The following is a 19,651-nucleotide window of genomic DNA, read 5'->3' on the forward strand; positions in this document are numbered from 1 at the left end:
CTCCGATTGCAGGAAGAATTACGGGAAGAGCCTCAGACCGATGCCGGCCGAAGTGACGCCGTAGGACGGGTCACCGAACACGGAGAGGCCCGATACATCGCGGTCGCGGTTGCGAACGAAGGCTTCCCAATGGACGCGTTTGTTCATCTTGTACGTTGCGATTGCGCCGAGCTCCAAGGTCTGGTCCTCGCGGTCGGTTTCCTGATACTCGTAGTCGAATGTGGTGCCATAGGCCGACAGGATGATATTGCGGCGGAGTTCATGGTCAACGCGCGCCCCGAGTACGGTCTCCACTGCGCTCGGTGAATCGAACGCGCCTGTATCGACCACTCGGCGTGCGCCGGTAAAGCTGACTGTTGTCAGGCGCGTCGGGAACCATTGCAGGCGACCGTCAACCGAAAGACCGCTGACGTCAGCGAAGAACGCGTCGTCCTTCTTCTCGTCAAGGTAACCCACCGCAATGTCGCCGCGAACCAGTGCGCTCAGCTCGAAGTCGACACCTCCGGACACGGTATAGCCCTGGGAATCGCGCGAACGCAGTGAACCGCCCACCAGCTGAAGATTGTCATAGCTGCTGTCGGTGTAGGTACCCTGCGCGAAAACAGCGAGGTCCGGCGTCATGGCATAGGAAAGGCGCGAGCGACCTTGGGTGATCGAGCGGTCGCGGAAGTCCTGGTCAATATTAAAACCGCCGACGATCGTGCGGCCATCCTCGAAGTTCTCCTCGGTCAGGCTCAGGCTGTTCTCGAAGCGGATGCGGTCGTTGCGATAGTTGGCTTCAACTGATGCGCCGGTGCGAGTGAAGTTGATCGGTCGGTCGGCGCCGAAGTCGTTGGCAAACTCGGTGCGCGGCTCGGCAGAGTCGACGGCGAAGACATTGGCGCCGAGCGAGAGGGCGCGGGTGACATCCAGGCGCCCGCCAAGGCGGGCCGTTAGGTCGTTCGTCGATTCATCGCTGAGGTCGAGGAATTCGTTGCGGTGGGCGGTTACTTCGCCGCCAAGGCTATGGACGCTCCAGTTGGTATCTGCGGCAACGCGGGCGCCGGCGCGCGCAATCACGTCCGACTGAGTATTCGTGGAGCTGGCAAACACGTTGTCCGTAGCGGTGACGCCAAGGTCCGCCTGCGAGCGGACAAGGAACGAGCCAAGCCGGATCGGCTCCGGATCATACTCGGGTTGCACCCGGTCCATCACGGCTTCATATTTGTCGCGGCTGTAGAAATTGTCGACCTGCCCGAAGGCGACCGGCGCGATCAGTGCGCAGGCAGCGACACTCATTAGGCTCATGCGTTTAAGTTTGGACATCTTACCATTCCCCAGTTTCTCTGCGCGGCCGACATGGCCTGGGTCTCTTCACGACCCGTGCAAGTTCAGTACCAGCCCAATAAGCCCGATTAATCAGGATTTTGGCGCTAACACCCTTTAACCGGAAAAGGTTCGAAACAGAATATCGGACCCCGGAATATACGTTAACAAATCCGGGAGTCTGTTACTTTACCGGACCAGGCTGGTAACAAGTGGAACCGCTTTGTGCTTATGGTGAGTCAAGCTTAACGGGCCGAATGGGGACACATTTACCGTGCCGACACTAAATCTCGCCCCCGCGTCTGTCGCGGACTACCGCCGGCTCGCAGAGGCCCGCCTGCCCCGGTTCCTGTTCGATTATCTTGATGGCGGCGCCTATGCCGAGGTGACGCTCGCCCGCAACGTACGCGATTTCGAGGGTCTGGAACTGCACCAGCGAATACTTCGCGATGTTTCGGCCCGGTCAACCAAAACGACCCTTTTTGGGTCAGAGTTAACATTGCCCCTCGCGCTGTCACCGGTCGGCCTTTCCGGAATGATGGCCCGTCGGGGCGAAGCCGTCGCGCGCCGGGTCGCCGGCGCCTTCGGGATCCCCTACTGCCTGTCGACATTGTCCGTGTGTTCTGTAGAGGAAACTGCAGCCGCAGGCTCGGGGCCGCTTTGGTTCCAGCTCTACATGATCCGCGACCGGGGCGCCTGCGCCGACCTGATCCGCCGCGCGAAAGAAGCCGGCGTTTCCGTCCTTGCCCTCACGGTCGACCTGCCCGTCGTCGGCACCCGGTACCGCGATGTCCGCAACACGATGAGCGGCGGCGGCGGCGGCTGGGCAAAGCTGCGCCGGGGGCTGATCTCCTACGCCCTCCACCCCGCCTGGGCGCTGGACGTGGGCCTTGGCGGCAAGCCCCATATTCTTGGAAACATAGCGCCTTACGTCGCCAATGCCTCGACACCGGCAGACTTTTCCGCTTGGGCCAATGCTTCTATCGACCCCTCCATCACCTGGGCCGACCTGGAATGGATCCGCTCCCAATGGTCCGGACCTCTGCTGATCAAGGGTATCCTGAGCCCGGAGGACGCCGCCGAGGCGGTCAGGTCGGGCGCAGATGGCTTGATTGTCTCCAACCACGGCGGCCGACAACTCGACGGCGTCGCTTCGTCCATCTCGATGCTGCCGCGGATTGCGGACAAGGTGGCTGGCCAGACCAAGCTCCTGCTCGACGGCGGCGTGCGATCCGGCCAGGACATCCTGAAAGCCATGGCGCTGGGCGCCGACGCTGCGATGATCGGCCGCCCCTGGGTCTACGCCCTGGCGGGCGCCGGCGAAGCCGGATTACTGAACCAGCTGAAGGCCCTGCATGGTGAATTCTCCGTGTCCATGGCGCTGACCGGCAAGGTCGCCGTCGAAGAGATTTCGCGGGACGTGTTGTTTGGACTGCCAATTGCATGAGCAGGACCTCTATAAGGCCAGGCGGACCACCCCCGCCCTCCCAGCCAGCAACGGACCATCATGTCGGATCTACAGCCTTCCGCGCCGGTTGACGCCGCCCCGGTCCCCGGATCGTTGGCGCAGCGCGTGGCCAAAGGCGCAATCTGGACGATGGCCGCGACAACCGCCCGCATCGCCTCCACCATCCTGATCCTGCCCGTCCTGACCCGGCTTCTGTCGCCGGAAGACTTCGGCCTGATCCAGATCGCGATGCCGTTCATCTTCTTCATGCTTGTGTTCAATGACTTCGGCATGCAGCCGGCGCTCGTCGTCGCCGAAAACCCGACCAGCAAGCTCTGGTCCACGGCCTTCTGGACTGGCATGGCAACGGCAACCGTTCTGTCGCTTGCACTGGTCTTCGTGGCGCCCTTCATTGCCGACTTTTACAACGAGCCACGCGCCGAACTGATCATTCAATTGCTAGCTATCACGATACTTGCCAGCGGCACCATGATCGTGCCCGGCGCTTGGTTCCTGCGGACCATGAACTTCCGTATACTGGCAATTGTCGAATTCACTACGGTCACCATCGGCATCATCGTCGCCCTGACCTGCGCCATTAAAGGCTTCGGCGTCTGGTCACTGGTGATCCAGCAGCTGGTCATGTACGTGCTCAAGGCGGCCGCCTTGTGCATCTCTTCAAACGCGCCCCTGAAATTCGAGTTTTCCTACCGCGAACTCAAGTCGATCATGAACATCGGCTTGGGCATGACTGGCACGCGCGTGTTGCAGTTTATTTCTCGGAATGTCGATATCATCATCATTGGCCGCGTGCTGGGTGCCACAGCTCTCGGATACTACTCCATCGCCTGGCGCATCATGATGATGCCCGTCGAGATTTTCGCTAACGGCCTCTTTGCGGTAATGCTGCCGACCATCGGCCAGATCAAGGATGAGCCTGGGCGGCTAAAGGCGGCTCTGTTCAAGACCTATCGCATGATCTCGCTGTTCACCTTCCCCGTCATGGCGGGCGTCGCCGCGCTATCGGTGCCCCTGACCTATGTCGTGTTCGGCGAGAGCTTTGCGCCCGCCGCCTTCCCGATGGCCGCCCTCGCTGTTTACGGCGCCGTACAAAGCCTCCTCTTCATGCAGGGCTCCGTCTTCGTCGCCCTCAACCGGGTCGACATCATGTGGCGATGGTCGCTGATCTCGGCCGCCGTATTGACCGTGTGCCTGCTGATCGGCGTCCAGTGGGGTCTGGAGGGCGCATCCCTCGGCTATCTCGCGGCGACCCTGGTCTGCGCCCCGTTTAACTTCCGGGCTCTGCTGAACCTGATCGGCGCCCGGCTCATCGAAGCCTGGGGCGCGCTGCAAGTTCAGGCGCTCCTTTCCATCGGCATGAGCCTCGCCGTCTACGGGCTAACGCTTGTCCTGCCGGGCAGCTGGCCGAAGCTCTACATCCTGTTCGTGGGCGTGCCAGTAGGCGTCGTGATCTATCTGGGCGGCCTTGCCCTGTTCGACCGCAAGGCGATCACCGACGTCATCGACATTTGCCGCAGCATCCTTGCGCGCCAGGTCGCGAGCTGATCGGCGGCGGGGGCGCACCGAATGCGGGTTCCGTAGGAACGCGCGCCGCTCAAGCCACCGCCAGAAGCCAATCTCGCCACCACTTCAGACGAAATGCGGGCTTTGAAAGTGCCGGCTTGGGTCAGACAGGCCTTGGGCAGGTTCGCCATCGGGCAGCATGCACCTCCAGCCGGTTCGAGATCGCCGTGGGGAACGAGGGCCGGATTGATGAACCCGGTCAGGGCTGCCTTGCTCGCGGGCAGTAACACGCAGTTGTTGTCGAAACCGCCAGAGCAAACAGGGGTCTGCGGGAAAGCTGATTGCGAACCCGATAGCATACCGCACGAAACGCATGCTTTCGCGCCACCTATTGCCCACGATCGAGCAACCGACCAGCTTCGTAGCAGGCCAGCCGCTTCTTGACCCGGCGTTTGAACCGCCTGAGTTTCCGGATGACACCATTCTATACAAAGCAGAGAAGAAAGCACTCGGTCCTGTGAGAGGCTTGAAACTTTATCGCCCGCAGGAACCCATACCAGGCGGGTTCGGCTGGCTTATGCGACGTCTCGGTCCGCTCGGCGTCACACTCTCTCCCTTAACCTTCCCGCTCACGTCGAGCGGGGCGCGCGGTACATCTTTAGAAGCATGCCTCGGATGAATCTGCCGTTGCAGATTGGAGATCCGGCGTCCCAGCCAGGGTGGGCGGCTGGCAGCCAGTCTGAACTTGCGTTATCGTCGGTCGGCGTCCGAGTTTGAGAATAGCAAAAGATCAGAATGTCACAGACCCCCATTTATCCAAACAGCGCAGAACGAAAGGCTCCTCCCTTCAAACTCTACAGTCTCACAGAAAGTGTGCCGTCGGAGCGTGACTGGCTGCTGCATCTGCTTGGCCCATTGGGCTACACGCTCGAGCCGCTGAGCCATCCGGTGCCCGTCGCGCCTGGCGCCCTTTATGTTTACAACAGTGTCCACAGGATGGACCTGCCCGAGGACTTCCTGCGCGCTGTAAAGTCGGCCGGCGGATGCGGCCTTCTACATATTGGGGACGAGTACTACCGCGGAAACTTCGCCAACTATGCCGCCTTTGATCATGTCGTCCGCATGATGTCGTCGTCATGGCTGAACGTTCGCGGCGTCTTTCCGCTGGCGCTGGGCGTTACCAACAATCTGGGCCCGCCTGTGACCACGCCGGTCAGCGAGCGCCCGCTGGACTGGTTCTTCGCTGGCGACTGGAAGGCAGACCGGCGCGTCATGGCGGACCGGTTCCGGACGCTGCCGGGCGGCTACCTCTCGCTGCCTCGCTCATTCTATGGTGAACGCGGCATCAGCCGGCCCGAATATCTGTCAAAAATGGCAAGCACCAAGTTCGCGCCCAGCCCGGCCGGCAATGTCTGCATCGAGACCTGCCGCCCCTACGAGGCCCTGCACTTTGGCGCTATCCCGCTGCTTCCGAAGCGGCGTCTGGCCGATCCGTACGCGGACGTGCTGGGCAACCATCCCCTGCCGGCCTTCGAAGACTGGTCCTCGGCACGCCGGTTCGTTGAGCGCCAGCTAAAGCAGCCGGCCAGCATGGATGCGCTGCAGGCCGAATGCCTCGCGTGGTGGCAAAGTGAGCAGGCCGCGATCGCCGCTCGGCTCGAGTCCTTCATCGCCGAAGGCCGGGCCGGGGCTTTCCGTGCTAGCCTGGAACAGAATTTCGGGAAGCGCACATTCGGCAAGGCCGACCGGTTCAAGACCCTACTGATACAGCAGAATGCACAACAACTGACGGCGCGCGCACAGTTCTTGATCAGCCGGATCCTTTACAAGCTCAAGACCGGCAAGACCCTTACCGGTGAATGGTCGATCAGGGAGTAAACGCCGGCTTCGTCCTCCGAAGCGTCCGAATAGTCGAAATCCCGGTCATAGGTTGCGAAGTCTCTGCCAGCCGAGCCCTGCCGGTACCGATGGCGTCGGGACGCAGCCGGATTGCCTCCTTGCTGGTAATGGCAAATCATTTCGCCGGAGCCGAAATCGCAAGACCGATCCGGATTTTGCGACCGTTTGAGCTGTTGCGATTTAGCTTCGGATGCACGCCGCCGCAGGCAGTATTCTCCAAACGAATCTCGGCTTGACACCAGAGGAGCCACAAGCTTTTTGAGAGGCCATCCTGACAATTGCTTGGCATATGGCTTGCGTCGGTTCGCGTGACGAGGGAGTGCACAATTAATGGCCATGAAAGTTCTTTTTACAGGCGCAGACGGCTACATTGGTACGCTTCTCGGGCCATACCTGCTTGAACGCGGTATTGACGCGGTCGGTCTGGATACCGGCTTCTATCGCTCGGGCTGGCTCTACCCGACGAATGTTCCGCGCCCGTTGATCCTGTCGAAGGACATCCGCGCGATCACCGCCGAAGACCTCAAGGGCTTCGATGCGGTCGCTCACCTCGCAGAGCTTTCAAACGATCCGCTCGGACAGCAGGACCCAGGCCTGACCCACGAAATCAACCACGGCGGCTCCGTTCACCTGGCCAACCTGGCGCGCAAGGCAGGCATCAAGCGCTTCGTATACATGTCCTCCTGCTCCGTGTACGGAGTCGGAAAGCCGGACCAGATTCTCGATGAGACGTCGGACGTCAACCCGCAGACAGCCTATGCCGAGTGCAAGGTGAAGGTCGAGAACGACCTGACCAAGATGGCCGGAGATGATTTCGAGCCGTGCTTCCTGCGCAACGCAACCGCTTACGGCGCCTCGCCGCGCCAGCGCTTCGATATCGTTCTGAACGACCTCTCCGGCCTCGCCTGGACCACGAAAAAGATCAAGCTGCTCTCCGACGGATCGCCCTGGCGCCCGCTCGTCCACGCGCTCGACATGTGTCAGGCAGTCTACCTTTCGCTGACTGCTCCGGCAGATGCAATCCGCGGCCAGAAGTACAACGTTGGCTCATCCGACCAGAACTACCGCGTGATAGAGATCGCGCAGATCGTGGCGAACGAGTTTCCTGGCTGCGAACTGGAAGTCGGAACCCAAGGCGCAGACAACCGCTCCTACCGCGTGAACTTCGACAAGATCCAGAAGGTCCTTCCGGATTTCAAATGCCAGTGGACGGCCCAGCTCGGCGCCAAGCAGATGCGCAAGGTGTTCGAGAGCATCGACATGACGGAAGAAGACTTCCGTTCGGCGCCTTACACGCGCTTGAAGATGCTGGACAAGCTGCGCAAGGCGAAGCTGCTTGACGACAAACTATTCTGGAAGACACCCGAGATCGCAACGGTCTGAACCCCATGATCATAGTCGATACCGCACTGAAGAAGCGTGAAGCCGAAGGCCGCCCCATCCGGGTCGGCATGATCGGCGCAGGATTCATGGCGTCGGGCATTGCGCTGCAGATCGCAAAGTCCGTGCCCGGAATGGTGCTCTGCGCCATAGCCGCTCGCCAGCCACAGCGCGGTGTTGATGCGTTTGAAGCCAGCCGCCCGGGTGAAACCGCCGTGCTGGCGGATACGGCCGCAGAGCTCTCGGCGGCGATCAGGGCCGGCAAGCCGGTCGTGACCACCAATCCGGGCGCCCTCGCCCGCGCCGAAGGCCTTGACGCCATCATCGAAGCCACTGGATCAATGGATTTCGCCCTCGACGCCGTCGAAGGCGCACTCGAAACAGCCAAGCACATCATACTGATGAATGCCGAACTGGATGGCACCGTCGGCCCATTGCTCCGCGTCAAGGCCGACAGGGCCGGTGTCGTCATCACGAATGTCGACGGCGACCAGCCCGGCGTGCAGATGAACCTGTTCCGCTTCGTCCAGTCGATCGGCGTGAAGCCCGTCCTCTGCGGGAACATAAAGGGTCTTCAGGACGAATATCGTACACCGGACACGCAGCGCGGCTTCGCGGAAAAATGGGGTCAGAACGTCAACATGGTGACTTCGTTCGCGGACGGCACCAAGATCGCCTTCGAACAGGCCATCGTCGCCAATGGCACCGGTATGGGTGTTGCGAAACGCGGCATGATCGGCCCGGACCCGACCAATAAGAACCCCACCCTCCCGCTTCGCCCGCTCGAGGAATTTGTCGAGATGCTGGCTCCGCATATCGATCCCACCGGCCCCGGCATCGTCGACTTCGTTGTCGGCGCACGTCCCGGCCCCGGCGTATTTGTTCTGGGCACTCACGATGACCCGCGCCAGGCACACTACCTGAATCTCTACAAGCTTGGCGCCGGCCCCTACTACCTCTTCTACACGCCCTACCACCTCTGCCATTTCGAAGTGCCACTGACCGTGGCGCGCGCCGTGCTCTTCAACGACGCCGCGCTGACGCCTGCGGGCGCGCCGAAAGTCGGTGTCGTCGCCCTTGCCAAGCGAGACCTCAAGGCCGGCCAGACGCTGGACGGCATTGGCGGCTTCGACACTTACGGCGTCGCCGAAAATGCACCGGTCGTCCACAAGGAGCGCCTGCTGCCGATGGGTCTCGCCGAAGGCTGCCGGGTCAAACGCGACACAGCCAAGGACACCGCCCTCACCTTCGATGACGTGGTCATACCGCCGGGCCGCAAGATCGACGCCTATTACGCCGAGATGGAACGCCATTTCGGACTCGTACACGCAGACGCCGGCGTCTGAACCCCGGACCCGAGGCAAGCCCGCCATGATCGCCGTCGACACCATCGTCATCGGGGCGGGCGCCGTCGGCCTCGCCTGCGGAGCGACACTCGCCCGCAACGGACAGGATGTCCTGATCCTCGAAGCGGCGGGCGCCATCGGCACACTGACGTCTTCTCGCAACAGCGAAGTCATCCACGCAGGCCTATACTATCCCACAGACAGCCTCCGCCGCCTCCACTGCGTGGCCGGCCGGCGCAAGCTTTACACCTGGATGGACGCGCATGGCGTCGCCTACCGCAAGACTGGCAAACTGATCGTTGCCGCGGCCGATGCTCAGATCCCCACGATGGAAGGCCTCTATGACAGGGGCCGGCGCAATGATGTGGAGGGCCTCTCCTTCCTGACCGGCGCTGAAGCCATGAAGATGGAGCCTCACCTCACCTGCAAGGCCGCCGTGCTTTCCGCCGAAACGGGCGTCTTCGACAGCCATGGCTACATGCTCTCGTTGCAGGGCGAGCTTGAGGATCATGGCGGAGCGATCGCCTTCAATACTCCCGTCACCTCGACCGAGATCCTCGCTGATGGCCGTATACGGATCGAAGCGGGCGGCGCCGAACCGATGACATTGTGTGCCCGCCGCGTCGTCAACAGCGCCGGTCTCTATGCCCACCGCGTTGCACGGGCCATGACCGGTTATGACGCCGCCTTGCTGCCGCCCTTCACGCTCGCCAAGGGAAGCTATTTCAGCTGCCAGACGAAACCGGTATTCCAGCGCCTCATCTATCCTGCGCCGGTCGAAGGCGGCCTCGGCGTGCATGTCACGCTGGATCTCGGCGGCCGGATGCGTTTCGGGCCGGATGTCGAATGGCTTAACACAGATGATCCTGATGCGGTCGATTACCGCGTGGATATCCGCCGCGCCGACAGCTTTTATGCCGCTGTGCGCGAATACTGGCCCGGCCTTCCGGACGGCGCTATCGCTGCCGACTATTCCGGATGCCGCCCGAAGCTGTCCTTCCCGGGCCAAGCTGCAGCCGACTTCCGCATTGATGGCCCCGCCCATCATGGCCATGGCGGCCTCGTCCACCTGTTCGGCATCGAGTCGCCCGGCTTGACGAGCTCACTCTCCATCGCCGAAGCCGTCGCAGCGGCGCTGAAGGATTAGGCAGAACCGACATTGGGCGCTTCCAAAGCATTGCGGCTGCAAGAACGACAAAGCTGAGGAAATTTCGGACTCGGTGGTCGTATCGAGTGGCGATCCTGCGGAAATGCTTGAGCTGACTGAAGCAGCGTTCGATGAGGTTGCGAAGCTTGCAGTCTTCTAAGTCGTGAGGAACAGGGGGGCCTGCATGTGGCGTTGCACGGGATGACCAGCTTCGGCACTCATGCTGGCCACAAGTGCGAGGTACGCTTCCCACTTGTCAGGCGTAAGTTCACAGCGTTTCAGCTTCCTCAGGCTCCAGATCCGCGAATTTGGAGCCTGAGGAACCACACATCACGCCACATCTGCATTCTGACCCTCGATTGGACCTGGCGCTCACCGCCCCCTTCTGGGCTTTGCTGAAAGCAGAAAGGCCAACAAAAAAGCCCGCCGCAAAAGGCGGGCTTTTCCAATCTGGTTTCCGAAAACCTCAACCTTTGAAGTCAGGCCAGTTCCGGTCCTTGTCCGACATGTCCGTCGGCGCGAGCGGCCAGTTGATCGAGAAGGCTGGATCGTTCCACCGCACCCCACCTTCCGCCGCGCCGTTGTAGCGCGAGGAAACCAGATAAGTGACTTCGACATGGTCGCTGAGAGACTGGAAGCCGTGGGCAAAGCCTTTAGGCACCAGCAGCTGGCGCTTGTTTTCGTCGTTCAGTTCGAACGCTTCCCATTTTTTAAAGGTCGGCGAATCCGGGCGGAGATCGAGAATGATGTCCACAATCGCGCCGCGCAGGCAGCGGACCAGCTTGTCCTCGGCGTAGGGCGCGCGCTGGAAATGCATGCCGCGCAGCGTACCCTTGTTGGCGGAATAGGAGGTATTCTGCTGGACAAACTCCGTTGGCAGGCCATTGGCCGAAAACTCGTCAACGCAGAACGTGCGCGCAAAGAATCCGCGATCATCGCCCCGGCGTTCGAGGTCGATCAGCATCGCGTCCTTGAGTGTGGTCTTGTGGAATTTCATGATGTCATCTCCCGTTTTTCAGCCAGGGCGCGCCCTTTGCGTAGAGGCCTTCAAGAACCTGTCGGTCACGGACGGTGTCCATCGCCTGCCAGAAGCCGGTATGACGGTATGCAGCAAGCTGGCCTGCGTCGACGAGCCGGTTCATGGGCTCCTGCTCCCAAACGGTTGCGTCGCCGTCCACGAGATCGATCACGTCCGGCTCACAGACGAAGAAGCCTCCGTTGATCAGGCCCACGTCTGCTGAGTCCTTCTCCCGGAAAGACTGCACGATCGGGTTGTCGGCCGACAGACCCATGACACCAAAGCGGCCAGGCGGCGACACGGCCGTCACGGTCGCTTTCACGCCGGATGTCTTGTGGAAGGCAATCAGGGCCGTGATGTCCACATCAGACACCCCATCGCCATAGGTCAGGCAGAAGGTCTCGCTGCCGATCACCTTGCGAGCCCGCTTCAGGCGGCCGCCGGTCATCGTGTCGACGCCGGTATCCAGTACGGTGACTTTCCAGGGCAGCGCCTTCTTGTCGGACCAGAGGATCTCGCCAGTCGACAGGTCAATGGTGAAGTCGCTTTTGCGCCAGTGATAATTGAGGAAATAGTCCTTGATGAAGCCCACCTTGTAGCCGCCAAGCACTACGAACTCGTTGATCCCGTGCGCTGCATACATTTCCATGATGTGGTGGAGGATCGGGCGGTCGGCGATCTCGACCATTGGCTTCGGCCGCAGAGCCGTCTCCTCGCTCAGACGCGTACCGAAACCACCTGCAAAAATGACTGCTTTCATGTCCTGTCCCTCCACGTGGTAGCGGCAGGTGTCGGATCGGGATATCCGGCGCCGCGCTTACGGATTGATATATTCACTAAGCGAGCGCCAGCAATCTGCGCGCGATTTCATCTATCCGGCTCCAATGCCCGGCCGCAATATCCGACTGGCTGGCGATCCACGAACCGCCAATGGCGAACACGTTGGGCAGGCTGAGATAAGTCTTCACCTCGCCCTCGCTGATGCCGCCTGTGGGCATGAATCTCAGGTGCGGCAAGGGCCCGGCCAACGCCTTCAGCGCCGGCGCTCCACCGGCGATTGCTGCGGGAAACAGCTTCAGCCGCGCAAAGCCCTCTTCATGCCGCGCCATGGCTTCGCTGGCAGTGGCGATACCCGGGATCATCACATGCTCGCGGCCGCGCAGCGCATCCCTCAGCCCCGGCGACATGCCCGGCGAGACGAGGAACTCTGCCCCTGCGCTCAAGGCTGCGTCGGCATCTTGCCCGGTCAGAACCGTTCCCGCGCCGACCAGCAGTTCAGGCGCTTCGGCCCGCATCGCCGCAATCGCCTCCAGGCCGGCGGGCGTGCGCAGGGTCACTTCTGCAATGGTTATCCCCGCCTTCACCAGCGTACGGGCCAGCGGCCCGGCCTGGCGCGCCGAGTCCACGACGATCACGGGAACGACCGGCGCCTTGCGGGCGGCCGCATCGAGTTTGAGCAGGTTGACGGACATGGGCAGGTCCTGAAATCCGGGGGAACGCTAGGCCGCACCAAGACCGGGCGACTGCGGTGTTAGTGGCGCGGCTTGGGCCGAAAAACAAGCGCCAAGCAAAGGGGGGCCGTGCCCCTGGGGTCAGGCCGCGTCGCCCAGCCGGCTCGCCGACCGGTCCAGAACGCCCGGTTCATCCCAGGCGCCTTCCGGACGAATGATCTGAAACGGATCCGCCCGGATGGTCAGCGCCTGGGGATGCGGAGCGATCGGGATTTCCATCTCGCAATAGTCAAAATCCGAGAATGCGAACCGCGCTCGCCCCGTCACGATCCGGCACCGGAATACCCGGCTCCAGACCGGCCAAAGCCGCGACTGGATCTGCGCCAGCGCCACTCGGTAGCCCTTGCGCGAAATCACCTCGCAGGCTTCCGCCATCAGTACACGAAGCGCCGGTGTGCCCCGGTAAGCCGGAAGGATGGTCGAGCGCTCGATCTTGGCGAAGTCCGCAAACCAGCGCACCCGGCAGGTACCCGCAGGCCTCGTGCCCTCCCGGACCAGGAAGTGTGTGCAGGAAAAATCGTTCCCGTCATACTCCTCCTCATACGGACAATCCTGCTCAGCCATATAGACCGCTGCGCGCAGCGCCATCGACTGCTGATACTCGTCCAGCGTGCGCACGGGCCCTGCCGAAAAACGCGCCAGCATGGCGGGTTCCAAGGGCCGCGAAAGAGACAGTTCACCAAAATCCGGGCGCGGTTTCATGCAGCCTGCTCCTGCGGGACCAGGAGGGGATCCTGCCCCCAGAGGTCCGGCAAGCCGCCTTCGATGGCATGAAAGCCGAGCGAGGCCATTGAGCGCTTGCCATCTTCCGTCGCGCCGCGGGCAAAGCAGGGCACCGGCGCGAAGAATTCCAGCCGCGTGATCCCCGCCGCCATCATCACGCATTTGCGCGCTTCCTTCGTCGCGCCTGCATAGACGCCGATATAGACCCCGCTACACGCCTCTCCGGTGGAGCAGATATGGTCCAGCGCGGGCCAGGCGGGCACGAACGTTCCATCGCGCACTGCCGCAACGCCGGCCGCGCTGAGCGCCACGGTGATGAACACGCCGTCCACCGGATCGCCCGTCACCCAGCCGGCCATACCGGTCTGGCTTTCGATCCAGAGAATGGAGGCGGGCGTCGCCATCGCCTGCCCGGTCAACTGCTCGGCCAGCGCGAGGCCGGCTTCCAGCTCCGCATAGTTGGCGCGCCGGAATTCAAACTCCCCAGCCCGCCGGGCCAGTCCCGCATAGTCGATCCGAACTTCACCCATGAACGGCCTCCGCGACAACACGCACAGCGTGCATTTCGCGGAAACTCTCTCACACGTTTAAATACGTCGCAAGACTAAATTCGCGGAGAGGTTGTGCTTCAGGCCAGCAGGCCCTGCAGCTCGGCCGCCGATTCGCGCGCCTCTTCAGGCGAGCCGAATAGCTGGCGGTTCACGCCGATGCGCTTGTACCAGTAGTGGAGCCCGACGAGATCGGTGAAGCCCATCCCGCCATGTACCTCAGTGGAGGTGCGGGCGATGAAGGTGCCGGCCTCGGCGAGGTAGGATTTTGCGAGGTTTGCCATCACGGGGCCTTCGGCGTCGCCGATGTCGAGCGCATGGGCGGCGTGCCAGATCAGTGCGCGGCCGGGCTCGAGCTTGGCGGCCATTTCGGCGCACATGTGTTTGACCGCCTGGAACGAGCCGATCACCCGGCCGAACTGCTGGCGCTCGGCGGCATAGGCTACCGCTTTGTCGATCATCGCCTGCGCCGCGCCGAGCGTGTCCGCCGCCACCAGCAGCCGCGCAACCGCGAGGAAACGCTCATCCGCCTTCAGGGCGGCCAGCGACTTTGCGCCCGCGAGCTTCACTTCGTGGAAGGTCCGTGAGCGATCGATCGTCTGCATCGGAACGGTGTCCGGCCCCGCCTCGACGACATGAAGCTGTCCGCCGGTCTCGGCCACCAGAAGGTGCGTGGCTCCATCCACGCTGATTGCCAGCAACGACTTGCCGGAGAGCTTGCCTTTCTCGGCCGTCAGGCCTGCGCCATCGCGGCGCGAGACGAGTTCCGTCAGCGCGAGACCGAACTTGGATTCGCCCGCTGCAATCAGCGTCAGCAGGTCCGGGAAATCCGTCAGCGCCGTCGCCGCCAGCGCGTTCGCGAGGAAGCGCGACGGCGCGATGTGATAGCCAAGCGCTTCCTGAACGAGGCAGGCGTCGAGCAGGCCAAGCCCTAGCCCACCGGCATCTTCCGGCACGAGGAGCGAAGCAAGGCCGAACTCGGCGAGCGCGGCATCCAGCGCGCTGATCGCGGCGCCGTCGCCCACGGCAATCTTTCGGACCTGGTCCAGCGAGGCGGCGCCCGCGAGGACGCCCTTCAGGCTGTCCTGCAACAGGCGCTGGTCTTCGGAGAGTGCAAATTCCATGGCGCTTATGCCTTTGCCAGTTTCGGCTCGCGCGGCATGTCGAGCCCGCGCTCCGCGATGATGTTCTTCTGGATCTGGGCGGTACCGCCCCCGATAATCAGGCCGAGATCGTACATGTAGCGCCATTGCCAGCTGCCATCGGCGCGCAGGTGGTCGCCCTCCTCATAAAGGATACCGAACTCACCGAGCGCGTCGATCGCAAGACGCGCGATTTCATGGTTGAGGTCGCAGCCATTGAGCTTCACGATCAGGCCTGCAAGGCCTGCCGGCTCGCCCTTCAGGCGGCTCGTTGTGATCCGCAGGCCGTTCGCCTGCATCGCATAGACCTCCGCCTGCAGCTTGATCAGCCGGTCGCGTAGAACCGGATTGTCGATCAAGCGCTGGCCGTTGACCGTCTCCGACTTCATCAGCGTGACGAGTTCGAGGAAGCGGGCCTTGGTCGCGTTCGGATCACCCAGCATGCCGCGCTCGTGCGTCAGCGTGGCGTTGGCCACCTGCCAGCCCTTGTTCGGCGCAAAGATCACGCCGCTCTTGGGTACACGGACATTCGTAAAGAAGACTTCGTTGAAGTTCGCCGTGCCGGTCATGTCGACCAGCGGGCGTACTTCGATACCCGGCGTCGACATCGGAAATGTAATGTACGTGATGCCCTCATGCTTCTTTGCCGCAGGGTCGGTGCGTACGAGGCAGAAGATCATGTCGGCCTGCTTAGCCGTCGAGGTCCAGATCTTGGAACCGTTGATCAGGTAGTGGTCGCCGTCCTCCACCGCAGAGGTGCGCAGCGCCGCGAGGTCGGATCCCGCGCCCGGCTCCGAATAGCCCTGACACCAGATCATCTCACCCTGAATGGTCGGGCGGATATAGGCCTGTTTCTGTTCCTCGGTGCCCAGCTCCAGCAGTGTCGGCACCAGCATCGAGATGCCCTGCCCCGCCATCGGTCCCGGCATGCGGCTGCGCGCAAATTCCTCGGCGATGATGCGCGCTTTCAGGATGTCCGGCTCGGCCCCGTAGCCGCCGTATTCTTTCGGGATCGTACGGGCCGTAAGGCCGTGATCGATCAGGAACTTCTGCCAGGCGATACGCTTCGGGTTTTTGTAACCCTTGTCGTCGGCCGTTGGCGCAAGGGGACGGTTTTTCGCGAGCGTGTCGGAGACTTCAGCGCGAAAGGCTTCGTATTCGGGAGCGAGATCGAGTTTCATGCCCCTAACCTGTCGTCCTTGCCGCAACGTCCGGCAAGAGGGACGCTTGCGCGACGTAGCGGAAAGGCTCTTAGCTTTGCACCATAAACTCAAGGGAGACCCGAGCCATGCCCGTCGAATACGTCAAGAAAGGCAATGTCGCCATCATCACCATGAACCGTCCGGAGGCGCGCAACGCCATCAACGGCGAAATGGCGGCCACGATGGAAGCGGCCATCGACCAGATGGAAAACGACCCCGAAGTCTGGGTCGGCATCCTCACTGCCGTCGGCAAGGCCTTCTGCGCCGGCGCGGACCTGAAGGAAATTTCCGCCGGCAATGGCGGCGCTCTCTCTACCAAGAAGGGCGGCTTTGCCGGCATCGCGAAGCGCGAGCGCACCAAGCCGCTGATCGCCGCAATCACCGGCTCGGCGCTGGCCGGCGGTACAGAGATCGCCCTCTCCTGCGACATGATCATTGCCGCTGACGATACGAATTTTGGCCTGCCCGAAGTGAAGCGCTCACTGGTCGCCGGCGCCGGCGGCCTGTTCCGCCTGCCGCGCCAGATCGGCAAGGCGGTGGCTCTCGAGGCCATCCTCACGGGCGATCCGCTCTCCTCGCAGCGCGCCTATGAACTCGGCATGGTCAACAAGGTCGTGCCGGAAGCGCAGGTTATGGACGAGGCGATGAAACTCGCCGGCCGCATCACCGCCAACGCTCCGCTCGCCGTGAAGGCCAGCCGCGCCGTCGCTCTCAATGCAACGGTCAAGTCGGACGACGACCTCTGGAAGGATTCCGGCGTCGCCTTCGCGAGCCTCATCAATACCGAGGACTATAAGGAGGGCCCGAAAGCCTTCATCGAGAAACGCGCGCCGGTCTGGAAAGGCAAGTAAGCCTTACGAGATCTGACGACCTAGACCGCCGTTCCGGGAAACCGGGACGGCGGTTATCATTTGGGGCCGGCACACCTCACTTTCGATCATGTCGTGCGCCTTGCGCCTCAACCTATACGCCATGGCAAGGTGCGATCGCGAAGCACTGGCGCGGCCGATGATGATGTTCATCGGTACACCGACCTTCAGGAAGCCCCAGAAGCGGTCATTGCCGGCGGCGTCGACCGGCGTGATGGTCTGGTAGCCGGCGGGTGAGCTGAAACTGGCGCCGGCGCCGAAAATCACCGCGACCGACCGCATGGTCACCGGCGGGACACGCTGGGGCGCAAAGACGACAACCATGGCAAACTGGACGACGGGAGCGATGGCCGAATCATTTACGCCACCCAGCTTGCCAAGCCGTCCGGCAAGGCGTGCCCCCCATCAGCGCAGCGAAGGGGCTGGTGCAAGCGACCTATTGATAGCCAAGCCCCGTTTGTACCAATCCCGCGCGAAAGGGTTGGTTCCGCACATTCTTTCTTGAAACGAAGGCCTATTCTTCGCGTTTCACGCGCGCCTTGCCGCGGCCCAGCGTGAGGGCCTTGATGGCGCCGCGGAAGGTGCGCACTTCCTGTTCGGTCCATTGCGCGCGGATGAGGGCATTGCGCAGGTTGTTGGTGATCACGGGGGTTTTTTCCGGCGGATAGAAATAGCCCGCGCGATCAAGTTCGGCTTCGAAGTGTTCGAACATGCCGATGACATCCTCGCGGGAGGCCGGGGCGCCGACGCCTTCGTTCTTGCCGGCAAAGCGGCCGCCGAGGCCGGCGCCCGCGCCCCACTGATGGCAGAAGATGCCGACCGCCTGGGCGAGGTTCAGCGAGGCAAAACCGGGGTTTACGGGATAGGTGAGGATCGCGTCGCAGAGGGCGACCGCCTCGTTCGGCAGGCCGGACTTCTCGCCGCCGAAAAGCACGCCGCACCGGCCGGGATGGGCTGCGAGCGCCTCCACCGCCTGGAGCGTGTCCATCACCGGTTTCTCGATGCCGCGGGGGCGAGCGGTCGTCGCAACGGCAAAGGAGAGCCCTGCCAGCGCGGCCTCGAGTGTGTCGAAGACACGGGCCTCGACGCCCTGCTCCAGCGCGCCGGCGCTCATGGTATCGGCGGCGGGGTTCGGCCAGCCGTCACGCGGGGCGATCAGGCGCAGGTCCGTCAGGCCGAAATTCAGCATGACGCGCGCGGTGGCGCCGATGTTCTCGCCCAGCTGGGGCGAGTGGAGGAGGATGGCGGGGCTGCGGCGGTCTGCCATGGGATATCCGGTTTTGACGGGCGGGCCCGGTCTGCTATAGCGCGAACCGGACCGTTACAGCGCAAGGATTCCAAAACATGTCGAAGATCAAGGTCAAAAACCCGGTTGTGGAGATGGACGGGGACGAAATGACCCGGATCATCTGGCAGGTTATCAAGGACAAGCTGATCCACCCCTACCTCGATATCGACCTGAAATATTACGATCTTTCGATCCAGAACCGCGACGCGACCGATGACCAGGTGACCATCGATTCTGCCGAGGCGACCAAGAAATACGGCGTCGCCGTGAAGTGCGCAACGATCACCCCGGACGAGCAGCGCGTCGAGGAATTCGGCCTCAAGAAGATGTGGAAGAGCCCCAACGGCACGATCCGCAATATCCTCGGCGGCGTGGTGTTCCGCGAGCCGATCGTGATCTCCAACATCCCGCGCCTCGTGCCCGGCTGGACCAAGCCGGTCGTGATCGGCCGCCATGCCTTCGGCGACCAGTACAAGGCGACCGATTTCGTGGTGCCGGGCGCCGGCAAGCTGACGATGAAATTCGAAGGCAAGGACGGCAAAGTCATCGAGAAGGAAGTGTTCGACTTCCCCTCGGCGGGCATCGCGATGGGCATGTACAACATGGACGAGTCGATCCGCGACTTCGCCCGCGCGACCTTCACCTACGGCGTGCAGCGCCAGTGGCCGGTTTACCTCTCCACCAAGAACACGATCCTGAAAGCCTATGATGGCCGCTTCAAGGACATCTTCCAGGAAATCTTCGACACCGAGTTCAAGGACAAGTTCGCCGCTTTCAAGGGCACCTACGAGCACCGCCTGATCGACGACATGGTGGCCGCGTGCATGAAATGGTCCGGCGGCTATGTCTGGGCGTGCAAGAACTATGACGGCGACGTGCAATCCGACACCGTGGCGCAGGGCTATGGCTCGCTGGGCCTGATGACCTCCGTGCTGCTCTCGCCGGATGGCAGCACCGTGGAAGCCGAAGCCGCGCACGGCACCGTAACGCGCCACTACCGCAACTGGCAGAAGGGCGAGGCGACCTCGACCAACTCCATCGCCTCGATCTATGCCTGGACGCAGAGCCTCGATCACCGCGGCCGCATGGACGGCACGCCGGACGTGCGCAAGTTTGCGCGCACGCTGGAAGAGACCATCGTCAAGACGGTGGAAGCCGGCCACATGACCAAGGACCTCGCGCTGCTCGTCGGCCCGGACCAGGGCTACCTGACGACCGAGGGCTTCATCGAGAAAGTCGCGCAGAACTTCGAAGCCGCGATGTCGAAAAACTGAGGATTATCGCCGGGGCTGGCTGCACGGC

18 protein-coding genes and 1 pseudogene are annotated in these 19,651 nt (G+C 62.5%); 8 read left to right on the plus strand and 11 right to left on the minus strand.

Translation table 11 applies throughout. The annotated features are described in order from the left end of the window. Positions 1-18: 18 nt before the first annotated feature. Positions 19-1,305, minus strand: a complete 1,287-nt coding sequence (locus Q0C17_RS05550; protein WP_291202589.1) for an outer membrane beta-barrel protein — start codon at positions 1,303-1,305, stop codon at positions 19-21. A 274-nt stretch (positions 1,306-1,579) separates the two neighbouring features. On the opposite strand from Q0C17_RS05550, the gene Q0C17_RS05555 reads away from it, so the two are divergent. From Q0C17_RS05555 to Q0C17_RS05580, 6 genes are all read left to right on the plus strand, one after another. Beyond that, entirely contained in the window at positions 1,580-2,752 is a 1,173-nt protein-coding gene (locus tag Q0C17_RS05555) for an L-lactate dehydrogenase (protein ID WP_291202592.1), read from the plus strand. 60 nt (positions 2,753-2,812) lie between these two features. Next, positions 2,813-4,318, plus strand: coding sequence for a lipopolysaccharide biosynthesis protein (locus Q0C17_RS05560; protein ID WP_291202595.1), 1,506 nt, complete (start codon positions 2,813-2,815; stop codon positions 4,316-4,318). 753 nt (positions 4,319-5,071) lie between these two features. Then, on the plus strand, positions 5,072-6,154 hold the full coding sequence (locus Q0C17_RS05565) for a hypothetical protein (protein ID WP_291202598.1): 1,083 nt from the start codon (positions 5,072-5,074) through the stop codon (positions 6,152-6,154). Between the two features lie 351 nt (positions 6,155-6,505). Further along, positions 6,506-7,558 (plus strand): NAD(P)-dependent oxidoreductase, encoded by a 1,053-nt coding sequence (locus tag Q0C17_RS05570; protein WP_291202601.1) that lies wholly within the window; start codon positions 6,506-6,508, stop codon positions 7,556-7,558. 5 nt (positions 7,559-7,563) lie between these two features. After that, positions 7,564-8,901, plus strand: a complete 1,338-nt coding sequence (locus Q0C17_RS05575; protein WP_291202604.1) for an SAF domain-containing protein — start codon at positions 7,564-7,566, stop codon at positions 8,899-8,901. Positions 8,902-8,926: 25 nt separating this feature from the next. Continuing rightward, positions 8,927-10,048, plus strand: a complete 1,122-nt coding sequence (locus Q0C17_RS05580; protein ID WP_291202607.1) for an NAD(P)/FAD-dependent oxidoreductase — start codon at positions 8,927-8,929, stop codon at positions 10,046-10,048. 16 nt (positions 10,049-10,064) lie between these two features. Here Q0C17_RS05580 and Q0C17_RS05585 read toward each other — a convergent pair. From Q0C17_RS05585 to Q0C17_RS05620, 8 genes and pseudogenes are all read right to left on the minus strand, one after another. Beyond that, positions 10,065-10,196: pseudogene (locus Q0C17_RS05585) on the minus strand (IS5/IS1182 family transposase); the annotation flags it as partial. Positions 10,197-10,514: 318 nt separating this feature from the next. Continuing rightward, positions 10,515-11,045 carry a dTDP-4-dehydrorhamnose 3,5-epimerase gene (gene rfbC / locus Q0C17_RS05590; RefSeq protein WP_291202610.1) on the minus strand — a complete coding sequence of 177 codons (531 nt, stop codon included), beginning with the start codon at positions 11,043-11,045 and terminating at the stop codon, positions 10,515-10,517. Positions 11,046-11,049: 4 nt separating this feature from the next. Continuing rightward, entirely contained in the window at positions 11,050-11,826 is a 777-nt protein-coding gene (rfbF, locus tag Q0C17_RS05595) for a glucose-1-phosphate cytidylyltransferase (protein WP_291202612.1), read from the minus strand. A gap of 76 nt (positions 11,827-11,902) precedes the next feature. Next, positions 11,903-12,538, minus strand: coding sequence for a bifunctional 4-hydroxy-2-oxoglutarate aldolase/2-dehydro-3-deoxy-phosphogluconate aldolase (eda, locus tag Q0C17_RS05600; RefSeq protein ID WP_291202614.1), 636 nt, complete (start codon positions 12,536-12,538; stop codon positions 11,903-11,905). 120 nt (positions 12,539-12,658) lie between these two features. After that, a complete protein-coding gene (locus Q0C17_RS05605; RefSeq protein ID WP_291202616.1) occupies positions 12,659-13,279 on the minus strand; it encodes an N-acetyltransferase in 621 nt (206 codons plus the stop codon). Further along, on the minus strand, positions 13,276-13,830 hold the full coding sequence (locus tag Q0C17_RS05610) for a hypothetical protein (RefSeq protein ID WP_291202619.1): 555 nt from the start codon (positions 13,828-13,830) through the stop codon (positions 13,276-13,278). Before Q0C17_RS05610 ends, Q0C17_RS05605 begins: the two co-directional genes overlap by 4 nt. A 98-nt stretch (positions 13,831-13,928) precedes the next feature. Beyond that, positions 13,929-14,972, minus strand: coding sequence for an acyl-CoA dehydrogenase (locus tag Q0C17_RS05615; protein WP_291202621.1), 1,044 nt, complete (start codon positions 14,970-14,972; stop codon positions 13,929-13,931). Between the two features lie 5 nt (positions 14,973-14,977). Next, positions 14,978-16,171, minus strand: a complete 1,194-nt coding sequence (locus tag Q0C17_RS05620) for an acyl-CoA dehydrogenase family protein (protein ID WP_291202624.1) — start codon at positions 16,169-16,171, stop codon at positions 14,978-14,980. A 107-nt stretch (positions 16,172-16,278) separates the two neighbouring features. Here Q0C17_RS05620 and Q0C17_RS05625 point away from each other — a divergent pair, with 107 nt between their 5' ends. Then, positions 16,279-17,043, plus strand: a complete 765-nt coding sequence (locus tag Q0C17_RS05625; RefSeq protein WP_291202627.1) for a crotonase/enoyl-CoA hydratase family protein — start codon at positions 16,279-16,281, stop codon at positions 17,041-17,043. A 3-nt stretch (positions 17,044-17,046) separates the two neighbouring features. Here the strand turns inward: Q0C17_RS05625 and Q0C17_RS05630 are convergent, their stop codons facing one another. Both Q0C17_RS05630 and Q0C17_RS05635 read right to left on the minus strand, forming a co-directional pair. After that, positions 17,047-17,385: a hypothetical protein gene (locus Q0C17_RS05630; RefSeq protein WP_291202630.1), complete on the minus strand. Its 339-nt coding sequence runs from the start codon at positions 17,383-17,385 to the stop codon at positions 17,047-17,049. A 190-nt stretch (positions 17,386-17,575) separates the two neighbouring features. Then, the gene (locus Q0C17_RS05635) at positions 17,576-18,328 is read right to left on the minus strand and encodes an RNA methyltransferase (protein WP_291202633.1); all 753 of its coding nucleotides are present in this window, start codon (positions 18,326-18,328) and stop codon (positions 17,576-17,578) included. A gap of 77 nt (positions 18,329-18,405) precedes the next feature. On the opposite strand from Q0C17_RS05635, the gene Q0C17_RS05640 reads away from it, so the two are divergent. Beyond that, positions 18,406-19,623: an NADP-dependent isocitrate dehydrogenase gene (locus Q0C17_RS05640; RefSeq protein ID WP_291202636.1), complete on the plus strand. Its 1,218-nt coding sequence runs from the start codon at positions 18,406-18,408 to the stop codon at positions 19,621-19,623. The last annotated feature ends 28 nt before the right edge of the window (positions 19,624-19,651 follow it).

It is taken from the genome of Hyphomonas sp., from assembly GCF_022844445.1.
Taxonomy (GTDB): domain Bacteria; phylum Pseudomonadota; class Alphaproteobacteria; order Caulobacterales; family Hyphomonadaceae; genus Hyphomonas.